Below are 16619 nucleotides of genomic sequence, written 5' to 3' on the forward strand. Positions count from 1 at the left end.
GCGCTTTCTTGGCGCTTTCATGGCAGAGACCGCGATTTCTCATAAATGAGCCTTCGGTGGATTGAGGTTCGGTCCGCGGCGCCAGCACCTGCGCACGCGAACGATGGCGCCCCTTGCAGGACACCTGACACCAGAGATGCCGGTAGCGGGTGATCAAACCGTAAGATGTCGTCGGGCCTCGGCCGTATCCAACGTCTCTGGCGGCCCCTCGTGCACCACGGCGCCGCGGTCCATGATGTAGACGTGATCGGCGAGTTCCCGGCAGAAATCCAGATATTGCTCGACCAGCAGGATCGCCATTCCGGTCGAATCCCGGAGGTAGCGGATCGCCCGGCCGATATCCTTGATGATCGAAGGCTGAATGCCCTCGGTAGGCTCGTCGAGCACCAGGATCTTCGGCCGTGTCACCAGTGCCCGGCCGATCGCCAGTTGCTGCTGCTGCCCGCCGGAGAGGTCGCCTCCGCGACGCCCGAGCATCGAACGAAGAACCGGAAAGAGATTGAAGACGTCCTCCGGTATCGAGCGATCGCCCCGCTTCAACGGGGCGTAGCCGGTTTCGAGATTCTCCTTGACCGTCAGCAGCGGAAAAATCTCACGGCCCTGCGGCACGTAGCCGATGCCTTCCTTGGCACGGCGGTAGGGCGCCATACCCGCGAGTGCTACGCCGTTGAAGCCGATCGCGCCGGCGCTAACCGGATGCTGACCGGTAACGGCCCGGAGCAGGCTCGACTTGCCGACGCCGTTGCGGCCGAGCACGCAAGTGATCCTGCCCATCTCGGCGGTGATCGACACGTTGCGCAGCGCCTGCGCGGCACCGTAGTGAAGATTGACGTTTTCGACGCTCAGCATGGCGCGCCCTCCTATGACGTTTGCTGGATGGGGCATTACCGGCCGAGATAGTTCTCGATCACCTTCGGGTCGCTGCTGACGAAGTCGATCGAGCCTTCCGCCAGCACTGCACCTTCGGCAAGGCAGGTAACCTTGACCCCCAATTCGCGGATGAAGCCCATGTCGTGCTCGACGACCACCACGGATCGGGTCTTTGCGATCTCCTTGAGCAGAACCGCGGTCTCGGCCGTTTCCGCATCCGTCATCCCGGCGACGGGCTCGTCGACCAGAAGCAGTTCCGGCTCCTGGGCAAGCAGCATGCCGATCTCCAGCCACTGCTTCTGGCCGTGCGAGAGGTTGGCGGCGAGATCGTCGCGACGCGCAGAAAGCCGGACGGTCGCAAGGATTTCCTCGATCCGGGCTTTGTCCGCGGCCGTCAGCTGATAGAACAGCGTCGCGAAGACGCCTCGTCTTCGGTTCAAGGCGAGTTCAATATTGTCCCACACCGTATGGCTTTCGAAGACCGTCGGCTTCTGGAACTTTCGGCCGATGCCGAGCGAGGCGATCTCAGCCTCGTCCTTCTTCGTCAGGTCGATCCCGCCCTTGAAGAAAACCTGCCCCTCGTCGGGTCGGGTCTTGCCGGTAATGATGTCCATCATCGTCGTCTTGCCGGCCCCGTTTGGGCCGATGATCGCCCGCAGTTCGCCGGGTTCGATGACGAAGGAGAGCGCGTTGAGCGCCTTGAAGCCGTCGAAGGAGACGGAGACGCCATCGAGATAGAGAAGGCTGGTCGGTTTGGTCTGGCCGATCGTCTGGTTCATGTCGCCTACTCCGCCGCAATGGGTTCAACAGCAAGATTGTCCGGCGTTTCGCCCGTCTGCGCCCTACGCTCAGCACGCCGGCGGGCGAAATAGGCGCTGGCCGTTCCGACGACGCCCTTCGGCAGGAACAGGGTGACGAGCACGAAAAGACCGCCGAGGGCGAAGAGCCAGAATTCAGGAAACGCAGCGGTGAAGATGCTCTTGCCGCCGTTAACGAGGATGGCGCCGACGATTGGGCCGATCAGCGTGCCGCGCCCACCGACCGCCGTCCAGATCACCACCTCGATCGAATTGCCCGGTTCGAACTCGCCGGGATTGATGATGCCGACCTGCGGCACATAGAGCGCACCGGCGATGCCGGCCATCATCGCCGAGACGGTGAAGGCGAAGAGCTTGATGTGCTCCACCCGGTATCCGAGGAAGCGGGTGCGGCTTTCCGCGTCGCGCACGGCGACGAGCACCTTGCCGTATTTGGAGCGAACGATCGCCGAGGTGAGGATGAGGCAGAGCGCCAGTATCAGCGCCGAGACCGCGAACAGTGTGGCGCGTGTGCCATCCGCCTGGATGTTGAAGCCGAGGATATCCTTGAAATCGGTCAGCCCATTGTTGCCGCCGAAGCCCATGTCGTTGCGGAAGAAGGCGAGCAGCAGCGCATAGGTCATCGCCTGGGTGATGATCGAGAGATAGACGCCGTTGACGCGCGAGCGGAAGGCGAACCAGCCGAAGACGAAGGCGAGCAGGCCCGGAACCAGCACCACCATCAGCGCGGCGAACCAGAACATGTCGAAGCCGTACCAGAACCAGGGCAGTTCCTTCCAGTTGAGGAACACCATGAAATCCGGCAACAGCGGATTGCCGTAGGAGCCGCGCGCACCGATCTGGCGCATGAGATACATGCCCATGGCATAGCCGCCGAGCGCGAAAAAGGCGGCATGCCCAAGCGAGAGAATGCCGCAGAAGCCCCAGACAAGATCGAGCGCCAGCGCCAGCAGCGCATAGGTAAGATACTTGCCGAACAGCGAGACCAGATAGGTCGGCACGTGCAGCGGATGATCGGGCGCGGTCAGAAGGTTGAGCGCGGGTACGAGGATGGCGAGGCCGAGGAGGATCGCCACGACGACGAGGATGCTGCGGTCCAGCGATTTCATGAGAAACGACGTGATCATGCTTCGACCGCCCTTCCCTTGAGTGCGAAGAGCCCGCGCGGTTTCTTCTGGATGAACAGGATGATCAACACGAGCACGAGGATCTTGCCGAGCACGGCGCCGGCATAGGGTTCGAGGAACTTGTTGAGGATGCCGAGCGAGAAGGCGCCGACGAGCGTGCCCCAGAGATTGCCGACGCCGCCGAAGACGACGACCATGAAGCTGTCGATGATGTAACCCTGGCCGAGATTGGGCGAGACGTTGTCGATCTGCGAGAGCGCGACGCCGGCCATGCCGGCGATGCCGGAGCCGAGCGCAAAGGTCAGCGCATCGACCCAGGGCGTGCGGATGCCCATGGAGGAAGCCATGCGGCGGTTCTGGGTCACGGCCCGCATCCGCAGGCCCATCGATGTCCGTTTCAACAGGAAGAGCAGAGCGGCAAAGACGGCCAGCGCAAAGACGATGATCCACAGCCGGTTCCAGGTGATCGTCAGCCCGCCGAGATCGAAGGCGCCGGACATCCAGGAGGGATTGCCGACCTCACGGTTGGTCGGCCCGAAGATCGAGCGCACCGACTGCTGCAGGATCAGCGACAAGCCCCAAGTGGCAAGCAGGGTTTCCAGCGGGCGGCCATAGAGGAAACGAATGACGCCGCGTTCGATTGCAAAGCCGACGGCCCCGGTGACGAGAAAGGCAAGCGGCAAGGCGATCGCCAGCGACCAGTCAAAAAGCGCGGGATAGGAATTGCGCACGACCTCCTGCACCATGAAGGTCGTGTAGGCGCCAAGCATGACCATCTCGCCATGGGCCATGTTGATGATGCCCATGACGCCGAAGGTGATGGCAAGCCCGATCGCCGCCAGCAGCAGAACGGAGCCGAGCGACAGGCCGTACCAGACATTCTGGCCGGCGCTCCAAAGCGCCTGGGTCTGTTCGATGCGGGCGATCGCCGCCTCGATATCGGGTTTGAGGGAAGCATCGGCAGTGGCCAGCGCGGATGTCAGAACGGCAAGCCCGTTGCGCCCATTGCCCTCGGCAAGGAGTGTTATCGCCTGGCGCTTTTCATCGTCGCCTCGCTCCGACAGGAGGAGCGTCACGGCTCTCGCCTCGTCGAGAACCCTGCGAACTGTTGCATCCTTTTCGGCCGCAATCGCGGTCTCGATCGCCTCGAGCGCATCGGCATTCGGCGTCTGCAGCATCGACTGCGCCGCCTTCAGTCGGGCGCCGGCGTCATCGCTGAAAAGGGTCAGGCCGCCGAGCGCACTGCGCACGGCGCGGCGCACCGCATTGTTCACCTTGACCTTCTGCATCGCCGCCTTTGGCGCTTGCCCAGCTTCCGTTCCCGTCACGGGATCGACGAGCAGCAGGTCCGCGCCTTGCGCCTTGACGAGGAAGACCTTGCCATCGGATTTGCGCTGATAGAGCTCTCCCTCGCCCAGTGCCTCCAAAACGGGAATGACCTTGGCGTCACCGGTCTTGGCGAGCGCCGAGATCCGCTCGTCCATTTCCGAAAGTTTCGCGGCGCCGAGCTGGTCGACCAGCGCGCCAAGGTCGTCCGCCGCACGCAGACCGACCACGTGGGTCGATATCAACAGGCACAGCGCAACAAACAGGATCTGCAGAATTCGGTACATTACCCTCTCGCTCGGGTCTTGCCGTGTCGCGTGGGCGACGGGCGTTTCGGTCGAGGATTTCACGTTAAGATCCCTCCGCCCGGCCGCATCATCGGACGGAGGGATGCTTGCCCCCGGATTTCGTCATGCAAGGATTGGCCGGGCGGACTGCCCGCCCGGTCTATGACTCGGTGATGAAATCAGGAGCCTTTGCCGCCGCATTTGCCGGTGGCGACGTTGAAGTTGCCGCACGACATCGGCGCGCGCCAATCGGAGATCAGGTCCTTCGAGTCGGGCAGATAGTCGGACCATTCGTCGCCGACGACGAGCCCGGGGGTTTCCCAGACGGTCTCGAACTGGCCGTCGCCCTGGATCTCGCCGATCAGCACCGGCTTGGTAATGTGGTGGTTCGGCATCATCGTCGAATAGCCGCCCGAGAGGTTCGGCACGGAGACGCCGATCATCGCGTCGAGAACGGCGTCGGTATCGGTGGTGCCTGCCTTCTCCACTGCCTTCAGCCACATGTTGAAGCCGATGTAATGCGCTTCCATCGGGTCGTTGGTCACGCGCTTGTCGTTCTTGGTATAGGCCTTCCAGGTTTTGATGAACTCGGCATTGGCGGGTGTGTCGACCGACTGGAAATAGTTCCAGGCGGCGAGATGCCCCACGAGCGGAGTGGTATCGAGGCCGGCGAGTTCCTCTTCGCCAACCGAGAAGGCGACGACCGGGATATCCTCGGCCTTGACGCCCTGGTTCGCCAGTTCCTTGTAGAAGGGTACGTTGGCATCGCCGTTGATGGTTGAGACGACGGCGGTCTTCTTGCCGGCCGAACCGAACTTCTTGATGTCGGAAACGATCGTCTGCCAGTCGGAGTGACCGAAGGGCGTGTAGTTGATCATGATATCCTCGGGCTTCACGCCCTTGGAGATGAGATAGGCCTCGAGGATCTTGTTGGTCGTGCGCGGATAGACATAGTCGGTGCCGGCGAGCACCCAGCGCTCGACGCTTTCGTTCGCCATCAGGTAGTCGACGGCCGGGATCGCCTGCTGGTTCGGAGCGGCACCGGTATAGAAGACGTTGCGCTGGCTTTCCTCGCCCTCGTACTGGACCGGATAGAAGAGGATCGAATTGAGCTCCTCAAACACCGGCAGGACCGACTTGCGCGACACCGAGGTCCAGCAGCCAAAGACCGCCGAAACCTTGTCGACCGAGACCAGTTCGCGCGCCTTTTCGGCAAAGAGCGGCCAGTCGGACGCCGGGTCGACGACGACGGCTTCTAGTTTTTTGCCGAGCAGGCCGCCCTTCTTGTTCTGCTCGTCGATCAGCATCAGCATGGCATCTTTCAACGTCGTCTCGGAGATCGCCATGGTGCCGGAGAGCGAATGCAGGATGCCGACCTTGATCGTGTCATCGGCGGCGAAGGCGCCGTTGAACGCCGTCGTCGACAGGACGGCAGCTAGGAATGCGCCGGTGACGCTTGCCTTGATATTCATCTGATGGAACCCCTCTCGTTCTGGAGCAACTGGGCTTTCGGTGCTTTTTAGCCGTTGCTTGAGGGGATCATCGGACAGCCACACTGCACTGCACATACGTCATTCTACGTAGGCGCCGGGGGCAAAGAGGAACGGCCGACGACGGGAAGGCCGAAGCTCACGCGCAATCGTCCCCGTCCATGCTTGACCTTGCCACCGTTGGAAGCTCTAGAAACGGACAGGCCAACGGCATCGGACCGAGCGATCGCGTCACGGAATCGACGTGAATCGACTGTCAGCAAAGGCTGGCAACGACAGCAACGGTCGAACTTGCGCGGGGGGCAGGGTGTTTCAAATCTCGGGGCCGACAGGCATGACGTCTTCATTACATCCCCATTGGGACTTCGCCCGCGAGATGCGTTCGATCCTGCTTCGCTTCGTCGCTTTCGGCATCCTGCTCGCAAACCTGCTGCTCGGCGGCAACGAGGGCGCAGAACGGATGCACGCGATCGTCGTCGTCAGCTATCTCGCGATCAGCATCGCCTCCGTGGCGACGGCCCACTACCTGCCTGGCCGTTCGTGGCTGAAGACCTTTTTCGTGGTCCTCGACGCCCTGTTGGTCGCGCTGCTGCTCTACGCGCACATCCTCGCCGGGCCGGTAACGGAAAACCACAATCTGACGACCACGGGCCTGGTCGTCGCCTTTATCCTGCTCGTCCATGTCGGCCTGAAGCTCGAACGACGGCTCGTTCTCATCTTTTCAAGCATCGTGCTCGTTGCCTGGGTGGCGATGCTCGCTACGACCGCCGCAAGGCATCAGGCCGCCGGCACGCTTTCCCTGCTCGGGTCGTTCTTCAACCAGGATCTCGGCCTGACTGTCAGCTTCGGTTTCACGGCCTTTGCCATCTATCTTCTCCCGCGCGATCACGACCGGACCCGCAAGGAAGCGCTGAAAGCGGATCAACGACGCCAGAACCTCTCCCGGTTTTTCTCGCCGCTGGTGGTCTCGGCGCTGCAGAAAAAAGGCGATGCGCTTGGCCCCGAACGCCGAGACGCTGCGATCATGTTCGTCGACCTGCGCGACTTCACCCTGTTTTCCGAGACAGCCCCTGCTCCTGAACTCGCCTTCGTCCTGGCGGAATACCGTCAGCTCGTCTCCCAGACGATCTTCGAGCATGGCGGCACGGTGGACAAATTCATTGGCGACGGTGTGATGGCCGTCTTCGGCCAGCCGAGGCCGATGGACGACGACGCGGATCGGGCGATGGCCTGCGCGCTTGATCTCGTCGACGCGCTAAACGACTGGAAGAACCACAATGCGCTAAACGGCCACCCCGCCCTCGATGCCGGCATCGGCCTGCACTACGGCAAGGTCGTCGGCGGCGTTCTGGACAGCGGTTGCCACAGCGAATTCACTGTCATCGGCGATGCAGTCAATGTCGCCCAGCGCTTGGAAAGCCTGTCCAAAGCACTCGACGCGCCACTGGTGGTGTCGGCCGCGCTGATGGCGCGCCTCAGGGCTCCGGTTCCACCCGCCAACTGGGTGGCGCAGAACGACGTCTCGCTACCCGGTCGCAGGCTGCCTGTCGATGTCTGGTATCTGCCCCGCCACGCCGGCAGCATGTCCGCCGCGTCGACGTCCCCCTATGAGAGCGGCACCATGCAAACCGCTCTCAGGGGACCGGTTTTCCAATCAACCGATACCGACACCCGCACGTAATAGTCCATGCCTCGTCTGTTACCGGCCACCGAGGCTGAGCTTGAAGCGTGTGGTGAAATCACCGCCCCACCACATCGGAAAGTTGGTGCCCCATTTGTTGTTGTGGATGTTGAACCGGACCCCGCCGGAATAGTCGGGCAGGTCCTTGCAAAAGGCCATGAACGGCCACGCCTGAGGTGCGGCGAGCGGCGTGTCGAGGTTCTCGACCAAAAGTTCTGCGCGCTCTTCCGTTCGCCCGCGGACAGCCGTGACCGCCTGAAGTTGGGCACCGCCGGCGCGGGCGAAATTGTCGGTCGCGTGCCAGAGCCCCATCTTGCGCACGATCCACTCAGAGCGCCCCTCGGGTGTGAACGACAGGAAGCTTGCTTCCGGCATACGGTTGGCATTCTTGCCGTAGAGCGTCAGCCGGATATCGAGGCCGTCCTTCCCGCCGGAGAATTCAATGGCGATCTCAGCCGGTGCGCCGAATTGCTCGACCGCCTCGGCCGGCATTGCCGCGACGATCGACGTCGCCGTCGTGCCCCGAAGCTTAGGTGAATAGGTTTGCGAACGGGCCTCCGCGACCTGGGCAAGCCCGGGCTTGTCATGATCGAGCACCGCCCAGTCCATCCAATGCGTCAGGTAGGTATCCATGTGACGGCGCACATCGCCGGCATCATAACTTTCGTAGCGATAGGCGATCAGCGAGCCGTTGGCGCCGCGGATCGTTCGACCGTCGGGCGCTGTCAGCGCGGCAACGTCGCCCGTTACCGGATCGAGGTCGATGACCCAGCCGCCAACGTCAAGTCTTGCTGCAGCACTGCCAGGTTCGGGCCGCGGCGAAACGGCAAGCTCGGCAAGCGCCGCTTCGGCGCGCGCGGCATCCTCCGCATCCAGCTCCGCAACGGCCTGGTCGAGATAGGCGCGCTGCTCCGCCCAGGATGCCTCCGTATAGTGGAAACGAGGATCCGTCTTTCGCGCCGCCTCGAAAGCCGGGCGCGCCCAGGCCTTTTCGTCGCGCAGGAAAGATTTGATATCGACGCCGCAGGTGTGTTCGGCAACCAGCGCCAGCTTGCGCCCGAAGGCCTGACGGCTCGCCGTCATCCGCTCCTCAGCGAAGCGACCGTAGAGCCGCTGCAGTGCGAGATAGCGGGAGATCTTTTCCGGATCGGTGCCGCTGCCGTGGATCCAGCTATCGCCGAGTTCCTTTTCCACGACCGGGAAGCGCTCGCGTGCCTCCCACATCAATGCGCCGTAGTCCTCAAGCGTCGCGGCGCGCACGCTGGCGCCGGGCTCGTGCTTCAGGATCTCGCGATAGGCTTCGGCCGTCTGCGACACGCTCTGCGGTCCGATATTGTCGCTCGTATGGGCGAAGCTCAGGCCGTCGGAAATCCCCTCCGGGAAATAAGTCTCGCCATAGGAGCGCTGGTACATGACGACGATTTCCGCGCCATCAGGCGCCCGCCAGCGGTAAACGTCAGGGATTTCCGGCGGCGGCGAGGCCGAGTTCACGCCGATGTGCAAGAAGCGTACGCCGGCTTGCGCCAAGAGCGGCACCATGCCGAGCGTATGGCCGGGCACGTCGGTCATCTTGGCGGCGATCGTCTTCAGGCCGAAGCGGCGGTCGAGCTCCTGCGCATAGGAAAGCCCGGTGCGAAAAAGGTCCGGCGACATCAACTCCGTATGCGTCGTGAACGGCAGCGCGTGCCAGCGGATCAGGCCGCGCTCGATCGCCTGCTCCAGCCGCGCGACCTCTTCCTTCGAGCGAGAATTCAGGTGATCCCAGATCAGCCAGGCGCCTGTCGTCCAGACGAACAGCGGCTCGTCCGGGTTCTCATTGTAGAAGTGTGCGCCGGTTTCGATCGCCTGCGGAATGAAGCGCTCGTGATACTGCTTTCGGATCTTCTCGGCGTGATCGGTAAAGCCGATGTCGAGATGGGTCTTGAAGACGACGTGGATGCGTTTTTTGGTCATGTTCGCTACCTTCAGCCGACGGTGCCCCGCACGATCAGGCGGGTGTTGAGTGTCTCGGTAAACGGCTCGGCATCGGGCGCACGAAGCCGCATCAGGATGAGGCGGACGAGCGCACGCACGCGCTCTTCGAGGTCGATGCGCACGGTGGTGAGGTTGTAGCTCTTCCAGTGCGCCTGCGGGATGTCGTCGAAACCGACGACCTTGACGTCCTCAGGCACCGAAAGCCCGAGCTCGTGGCGCAGCGCGTCGATCGCGCCGAAGGCGCCGACGTCATTGGCCGCAAAGATCGCGTCCGCACCATCGCCGACCCGGAAGAGGTCGAGCGTCGCCTGATAGGCTGTGTCATAGGTGTAATCACCCGCAAGCACGATCGGCGCATCCATGCCGCGTTCGGCGAGCGTCTCCTTGAGAGTGCGCTCGCGCTCGGCATTGGCGAGTGACTGCGCCTTGCCGCCGAGGTAGGCGATGCGGCGCGCGCCGTAACCCTGAAGCAATGCAACGGCCTGCTCGATGCCGTTCTTCTGTCGGACAAGCAGCCGATCGTAGAGCGTGCCCGAAGCCGCGCCCGCGAACTGCTCGACGTCGTCGTAGATGACGTAGATCGGCACGGCGCGATCGAGAAAACCACAGAGCACATCAGGCAGGATGTTCTCGGTAAAGGCGATCACCGAGTCCGGATTGAAGCCGCGCATATAGGTGAGCAGCCGCGGATCCATGCTGAAATCGGCCTTCACCTTGAACAGCAGCGTGGCGAAGCCTTCTGCCTGAAGCGCGGTCGTCAGCGCGTCGATCTCCTGGCTCTCCCAGGGACTGCAGACATCCGGCACGATCATGCCGACGAGGTGCGAACGTCCGGTAACCAGCGAACGCGCCGCCATGTCGGGCGTGTAGTTTAACTCGCGCGCCACCTTGAGAATGCGGTCACGTTTTTCCGGCTTCAGCGAGGCGTTCGGGTTGAAGGCCCGGGACACCGCGACACGGGAGACATTGGCCGCGCGCGCCACCTGGTCTGCGGTGGCTCGGGCAGCTTTCTTTTCGGCGCGATCGTTCATCTATCCGTCACAAAATGAAAACGTGTTCACTCACAAAAGAGGACAACTCGCCGATTTCGTCAAGTGGAATAGAAATTCTCCCGACAATCGCAGAAAGAACTCCTGGTCCGTGTTGACAAAGATGAAAGCGTGTTCATTCTTGATCGTCGTCGGGACAGCGGACCTGGAGGAGGACCGGACTGTCGCAGCCAGACACATGGGTCCTTGAGAGGATCGACCGGGAGGAGAAAACATGCGTACCAGGTTTCATTCCCTATTGCTCAGCGCAGCCGCGGCCATCGCCTTTGCCGCGCCGGTGAGCGCCACCGAACTCAACATCACCTGCCGCTGCATCATCGGCGGCGTAAACAGCGGCATGGCCGAGTGGATCGAAAAGAAGGTCATTCCGGCCTTTACCGAGAAGATGAAGGCCGAAGGCAAGGACGTCACCGTCAAGCTCACCCAGTTCGGCGGCGAGGACGAGCAGCTGACGCAGCAGCTCGCGCTCGATTTCTCCACCGGCGCCGGCCCTGATGTCTCCGGCTTCGACGGTTTCCTGATCCCGAGCTTCGTCCAGGGCAATCTCCTGAAGTCGCTCGAGGAAGTGGCCGGCCCAGACGTTCCGAAGTGGGAGGGCTGGCGGCATATCTCCGACGGCACCAAGGCGCTGATGAGCTACCAGGGCAAGCCCTATGGCATCGCGCTCGGCACCGACGCCCGCATGATCTTCGTGCGCAAGGACCTGTTCAAATCGGCCGGCCTCGATGCCGACAGCTGGCAGCCGAAGTCGTGGGAAGAGCTGCTCGACGCCGCCCGCAAGATCAAGGCGGCCGCCCCCGACAGCTTCCCGTTGCAGCTCAACGCCGGTGTCTCCATGGGCGAGGCGACCACCATGCAGGGCTACTGGATGGCGCTGCTCGGCACCGGCGAACAGGTCACCGACGACAGCGGCAAATATATCGTGTCGAGCCAGGGCATCCTCGACACGCTGAAGCTCTACAAGACCATCTATGTCGACGACAAGCTCGGCGACCAGCGCGCGCAGCTGCTTGCCGACGGCCGCAACCGCACCTTCGCCAATTTCCGCGATGGCAAGACTGCGATGCTCGTCGAGGGCGACTGGTTCTATCGCTCGGTCACAGCACCCGGCGCCGAATTCGCCGTCGCCGATCGCGACAACACCATGACCTGGAAGAAGATGCCCGCCGCAGCACCCGGAAAGGGCTTACGCGGCCAGGATTTCGTCACGATGTCCGGCGGCACCGGCTTCGTCATCAATCCGCATACGGACGCGCCTGTCGAATCCTGGGCGCTGCTTTCCTTCATGAACAGCAAGGAGCAGCTCGACGCGTTCCAGGAAATCCAGCCGGCCATCCGTATCCGCGACGACGTGGCGATCCCGAACTCGCCGTTCCTGACGGAAACGGCAACGACGCTGCTGCCGATCACCACGGCCCGTCCGAACGACGCCAATTACAACAAGGTCTCGACCGAGATCCAGCGCATGACCGAAAGCGTCGTTTCCGGCGAGCTCTCGCCCGAGGACGCGATGGCCCAGTACAAGGCGGCCGTCATCGCCATCGTCGGCGAAGAAAACACCGTCAGCACGCTCTAAAGCCAATGCGGGATGTGGCCGCAACGGGGCCCTCATCCCGCTTCGATCCAACGACAGAGCGCCCGGCTGCCATCCGTGGCCGGGCTCCCGATCCAGGATATGGGCATGAAACGCGCATGAAGAAATTCTCCCTGCTTTCGACGCGCGCCGGCGCGCTTTTCCTGGCACCGGCCACGGCCCTCGTCGGGGTCTTCGTCATCGTTCCCTTCTTCTGGGTGATCTTCGTTTCCTTCACCAACCGCACACTGCTCGGCCGCACGGCCGTCGACCCCGATTTCGTCGGCCTGCAGAACTATTTCGCGCTCTTCAATCCGGCGACCTTCTTTACCCGCGGCCAGTTCGGGTTTTCGCTGATCCTGACGATCCAGTTCGTGCTGCTCTCGGCGCTGATCGGCCAGGCGCTGCTCGGGCTGCTGCTCGCCTGGCTCAGCCAGACGGTCACGCCGACGCTCAAATCCTTCCTGCAGACCGCGGTCATCGCCGCCTGGATCTTGCCGGAGGTGGTGATCGGCTTTGCCTGGTTCGCGTTCCTCGATTACGACAACGGCACGCTCAACATGATCCTGCGCGGCCTCGGTCTGCCGCCGGGCGACTGGCTGCTGCAACAACCGTTCTGGGTGATCGTGTTCTTCAACACCTGGCGGGGCGCCGCCTTCTCGATGATGCTGTTTAATTCGGCCTTCCAGTCGATCCCGCCGAGTTATTTCCAGGCAGCCGATGTCGCAGGCGCCACCTCGTGGCAGAAGCTGCGCGACATTGCGCTGCCGCTGATCCGCGGCCATGTCGTCACCGATCTGATCCTCATCACCATGTGGACCTTTAACGTCTTCACGCCGTTCCTGCTCACCCATGGCGGGCCGTCCTATCGCACCGAGATCCTGTCGATCTACACCTACCGCATCGCGTTCAAGGATTTCGAGTTCGGCAAGGGCGCTGCCGTCGGCGTGGTCATCATGCTGATCAATCTCGCCTTCGCGCTCGTCTATCTTCGCCTTGCCCACAAGAAGCCGGTGGAGGCGGAATGATGCAGAAGACTCAGAACATCTTCGTGCGGCGCGCGATCTTTGCGGCCGCTGCCACCTTCCTCGGCACGGTCTTTGCGCTGCCGCTCGTCTGGTTCGTCTTTGCGCCGTTCAATGCCCGTGCCGAACTTGGCCTTGCCATACCGTCGCCCTTCACGCTTTCGAACTTCGCCACCGTCTTCCAGAACACCTTCGCGATGCAGGCGCTGCTGAACAGCCTCATCCAGGCGGCGGGCGGCGTGGTTCTGGTTGGTGGGGCGGCAACGCTTGCCGCCTACGCACTGTCGCGCTCGCCGATCCCCGGCAAGGGCGCCGTCACCTATATCCTGCTGCTCTTCTCGTCGGTCGTTTCAGGCTCGGCGGCGATGGTGCCGATTTTCCTCATCATCTCGGCGGCAGGCCTGATCGATACCCATCTTGCCGTCATTCTCGTCTTTGCCGGCGGGCTGTTGCCGACGGCGATGTTCATTCTTCGCGATTTCATCGACGCCATCCCGCGCTCCTATGAGGAGAGCGCCATGGTCGCCGGCGCCTCGCCGCTGCAGGCGTTCTTCGATGTGGCGCTGCCGGTCATCCGGCCGGGCATCGTCGTGGTTGTCGTCTGGGCCTTCGTCAACATCTGGGGCAGCTTCCTCATCCCCTTCATCCTGTTGCGCAGCGACAAGCTGATGCCGGCATCCGTCGCGATCTACTCCTTCTATTCGGAGGCCGGCACACCAATCGTCACGCTGCTGGCTGCCTATTCGCTGATCTATTCGCTGCCCGTCATCGCCCTCTATCTCTTCGTGAATTGGAAATTCGGTTTCCGGTTCTTCGGTGGCATCAAGTCGTAATCGGAAATCTGTCATGGCCTCTGTCGAATTCCAGAACATCTCCAAGACCTTCGGCGCCTTCGTCGCCGTGCCCGACATCAGCTTCCAGATCGCCGACGGCGAGTTCATCTGCCTGCTCGGCCCGTCGGGCTGCGGCAAGACGACGAGCTTGCGCATGATCGCGGGTCTCGAAACGCCAAGCTCCGGCCGGGTGATGATCGGCGGCAGGGACGTCACCTATCTGCATCCGAAGGACCGCGGCATTTCCATGGTCTTCCAGGACTATGCGCTCTATCCGCACATGAACATCGCCGACAACATCGCCTATCCGCTGAAGGTGCGCGGCGAGGCCGAAACCAAGCGTCATGCCCGGGCAAAGGATGTGGCCGACGTGCTCAAGATCGGCGACCTTCTGAAGCGGTTGCCGAGCCAGATTTCCGGCGGCCAGCAGCAGCGCACGTCGCTCGCCCGCGCACTGGTCTATCCGAGCGAAGTCTATCTCTTCGACGAACCGCTCTCGAACCTCGACGCGAAGCTCCGGCTCGAAGCCCGCGGCTTCCTCAACCATCTGCAGCGCGACATGGGCATGACTGCCGTTTACGTCACCCACGACCAGGCGGAAGCGATGGCGCTCGCGACCCGCATCGCCGTCATGGACAAGGGACGGATCGTGCAATTCGCCCCGCCGATCGAGATTTATCGCCGGCCGGCGACCACTTTCGTCGCCAATTTCGTCGGCAACCCGCCGATGAACCTGGTTCCGGTCGAGGCGTCCGTAGGCGACGGCGCGCTGCATCTGCGCGCCGACGGACTTCAGGTTGCGCCGATCGAACTCACCGACGCCGTCGCCAAGGCGGCGAGATCAGGCAAGATGACGCTTGGCGTGCGCCCGGAGCACCTACGCATCGCCGGCGCCACCGACCACAACATTCTTTCCGGCGAGCTCTTCGCCAACGAGAACATGGGGCCGGAAAGCCTCGTTACGCTCGAGCGCGGCGACAACGGCCGCGTCACGGCGCGCATTTTCACCGATGACGAAATCAAGGTCGGAACCTCCGTGCACCTCGCCTTTGACGCCAGGCACGTCACCCTCTTTGACGACACCGGCGCGCGCATTCCCGCAGCCGACGAGCGCTGAGGCCGCTATGTTGGAATTTTCCGCGAGGATCACCCGCAGGGATCAGGCGGCCGATCCCTATTTCTACGTCCCCTTCGATGTACCTGAGGGCGTGACGCGGATCGACGTGACGCTGAGCTATCCGAAGTCGGAGCAGTGCATCATCGATCTCGGCGTGCTTGACCCGCGCGCAACCGACTATCCGACCGATCAGGGATTTCGCGGCTGGAGCGGCGGCGCGCGCGACCACTTTTTCGTCGCCACCGACGACGCCACCCCCGGCTACATCCATGGCGAGATACCCTCCGGGCGGTGGAAGGTCATGTTGGGTCTCTATAAAGTCCCCGAAGGCGGCGTCGACGTGCTGGTGATCGTAGACCATGACAGCAGCCGGCGTGCGATCGCGCCGCAGCCGTCGCGACAGTTTCCGGTCCGCAAGGGGGCCGGCTGGTATCGCGGCGACCTTCATTGCCACACGTTCCATTCGGATGCGGCCGGTTCCCCGGAACTGCTGCACGCCGCCGCGCGACAGGCAGGGCTCGACTTCCTGGCGGTCGCCGACCACAACACCATAACCCAGCGGCGCTACTTCCATCCGCATTCCTCCGCCGACCTCGTCTTCATCCGCGCCATGGAAATCACCACCGCCGTCGGCCACGCCAATGTCTTCGGCGTCGACGACTGGATCGATTTCCGCATGACCAGGCCCGAGCATGCCCATACGCTCGAACGTCTCGTGCATGAGCGCGGCGGACTGCTGTCGATCAACCACGACAAGCCGACCATCCCCTGGGATTACGACCTGCCCAAGATCGACTGCATGGAGGTCTGGCAATCCCATTGGCTTGCCTGGAACTGGGTATCGCTGGAGCGCTACCAGCAGCGGCTGGCCTCCGGCCTGAAGATCTCTGCCATCGGCGGTAGCGACTTCCATCAGCCGGCGCGACTGATGCCGGAGGGGCCTCTGGTGCTCGCACGCCCGACGACGGTGCTCTTTCTCGCAGAGCTTTCGGAAGAGGCCGTGCTCGGCGCAATGAAATCCGGCCACGGCTATGTCACCGAAGGCCCAACGGGACCGCATCTGGAACTCACCGCCAACGGCCAGCCCATGGGATCGACCGTCACCGGGCAAGTTGCGGCAGAGGCTTTGGTTCGCGGCGCCAAGGGCGACAAACTCCTGTGGCTCGATGCCTCCGGCATCGTCGGGGAGCAGATGATCGAGGCAGACGACTGGACGGGCCACTATATGGGTTCGCCGTCGATTTTCCTGCGAGCCGAGATCGTCGCGTTCGCGAGCCGAGACGCCATCGTCGCTGCTTTCCGCGAGGCGCTGCCCGGAAATAGCCTGCCGTGGCAACTCTCCAATGACGATCTCGCGCAGCGCACGGTTCGCCGCGCCATCAGCAATCCGGTTTATTGCATCCCCGCCTGACCGCCGAGACCATCAGACCTCAAATGCGCCCGGATCAC

Annotated in this window: 13 protein-coding genes; 6 read left to right on the forward strand and 7 right to left on the reverse strand. The window is 62.8% G+C overall.

The window, feature by feature from the left end; genetic code table 11:
• Window positions 1-153: 153 nt before the first annotated feature.
• From urtE to urtA, 5 genes are all read right to left on the reverse strand, one after another.
• Window positions 154-849: an urea ABC transporter ATP-binding subunit UrtE gene (gene urtE, locus IB265_RS16485; RefSeq protein WP_057251746.1), complete on the reverse strand. Its 696-nt coding sequence runs from the start codon at window positions 847-849 to the stop codon at window positions 154-156.
• Window positions 850-884: 35 nt separating this feature from the next.
• Window positions 885-1649, reverse strand: coding sequence for an urea ABC transporter ATP-binding protein UrtD (gene urtD, locus IB265_RS16490; RefSeq protein WP_057251747.1), 765 nt, complete (start codon window positions 1647-1649; stop codon window positions 885-887).
• A gap of 5 nt (window positions 1650-1654) precedes the next feature.
• Window positions 1655-2815 (reverse strand): urea ABC transporter permease subunit UrtC, encoded by a 1161-nt coding sequence (gene urtC, locus IB265_RS16495; protein ID WP_057251748.1) that lies wholly within the window; start codon window positions 2813-2815, stop codon window positions 1655-1657.
• Window positions 2812-4428, reverse strand: coding sequence for an urea ABC transporter permease subunit UrtB (urtB, locus tag IB265_RS16500; protein WP_057251749.1), 1617 nt, complete (start codon window positions 4426-4428; stop codon window positions 2812-2814). Before urtB ends, urtC begins: the two co-directional genes overlap by 4 nt.
• A gap of 179 nt (window positions 4429-4607) precedes the next feature.
• On the reverse strand, window positions 4608-5900 hold the full coding sequence (gene urtA, locus IB265_RS16505) for an urea ABC transporter substrate-binding protein (RefSeq protein ID WP_057251750.1): 1293 nt from the start codon (window positions 5898-5900) through the stop codon (window positions 4608-4610).
• Between the two features lie 352 nt (window positions 5901-6252).
• Between urtA and IB265_RS16510 the strand changes: the two genes are divergently transcribed.
• Complete coding sequence (locus IB265_RS16510; protein WP_057251751.1) at window positions 6253-7599, forward strand: adenylate/guanylate cyclase domain-containing protein; 1347 nt, start codon at window positions 6253-6255, stop codon at window positions 7597-7599.
• A gap of 18 nt (window positions 7600-7617) precedes the next feature.
• Here the strand turns inward: IB265_RS16510 and IB265_RS16515 are convergent, their stop codons facing one another.
• Entirely contained in the window at window positions 7618-9552 is a 1935-nt protein-coding gene (locus tag IB265_RS16515) for a DUF5054 domain-containing protein (protein WP_057251752.1), read from the reverse strand.
• 11 nt (window positions 9553-9563) lie between these two features.
• Complete coding sequence (locus IB265_RS16520) at window positions 9564-10604, reverse strand: LacI family DNA-binding transcriptional regulator (protein WP_057251753.1); 1041 nt, start codon at window positions 10602-10604, stop codon at window positions 9564-9566.
• 232 nt (window positions 10605-10836) lie between these two features.
• On the opposite strand from IB265_RS16520, the gene IB265_RS16525 reads away from it, so the two are divergent.
• From IB265_RS16525 to IB265_RS16545, 5 genes are all read left to right on the forward strand, one after another.
• Entirely contained in the window at window positions 10837-12198 is a 1362-nt protein-coding gene (locus IB265_RS16525) for an extracellular solute-binding protein (RefSeq protein ID WP_057251754.1), read from the forward strand.
• Between the two features lie 116 nt (window positions 12199-12314).
• On the forward strand, window positions 12315-13223 hold the full coding sequence (locus IB265_RS16530; protein WP_057251755.1) for a carbohydrate ABC transporter permease: 909 nt from the start codon (window positions 12315-12317) through the stop codon (window positions 13221-13223).
• On the forward strand, window positions 13223-14053 hold the full coding sequence (locus IB265_RS16535; protein WP_057252095.1) for a carbohydrate ABC transporter permease: 831 nt from the start codon (window positions 13223-13225) through the stop codon (window positions 14051-14053). The genes IB265_RS16530 and IB265_RS16535 overlap by 1 nt, the downstream gene beginning before the upstream one ends.
• Before the next feature lie 13 nt (window positions 14054-14066).
• Window positions 14067-15170, forward strand: a complete 1104-nt coding sequence (locus tag IB265_RS16540) for an ABC transporter ATP-binding protein (RefSeq protein WP_057251756.1) — start codon at window positions 14067-14069, stop codon at window positions 15168-15170.
• 7 nt (window positions 15171-15177) lie between these two features.
• A complete protein-coding gene (locus IB265_RS16545) occupies window positions 15178-16581 on the forward strand; it encodes a CehA/McbA family metallohydrolase (RefSeq protein ID WP_057251757.1) in 1404 nt (467 codons plus the stop codon).
• Window positions 16582-16619: the final 38 nt, after the last annotated feature.

The sequence above is a fragment of the Ensifer sp. ENS10 genome (assembly GCF_014852025.1).
Lineage (GTDB): Bacteria > Pseudomonadota > Alphaproteobacteria > Rhizobiales > Rhizobiaceae > Ensifer.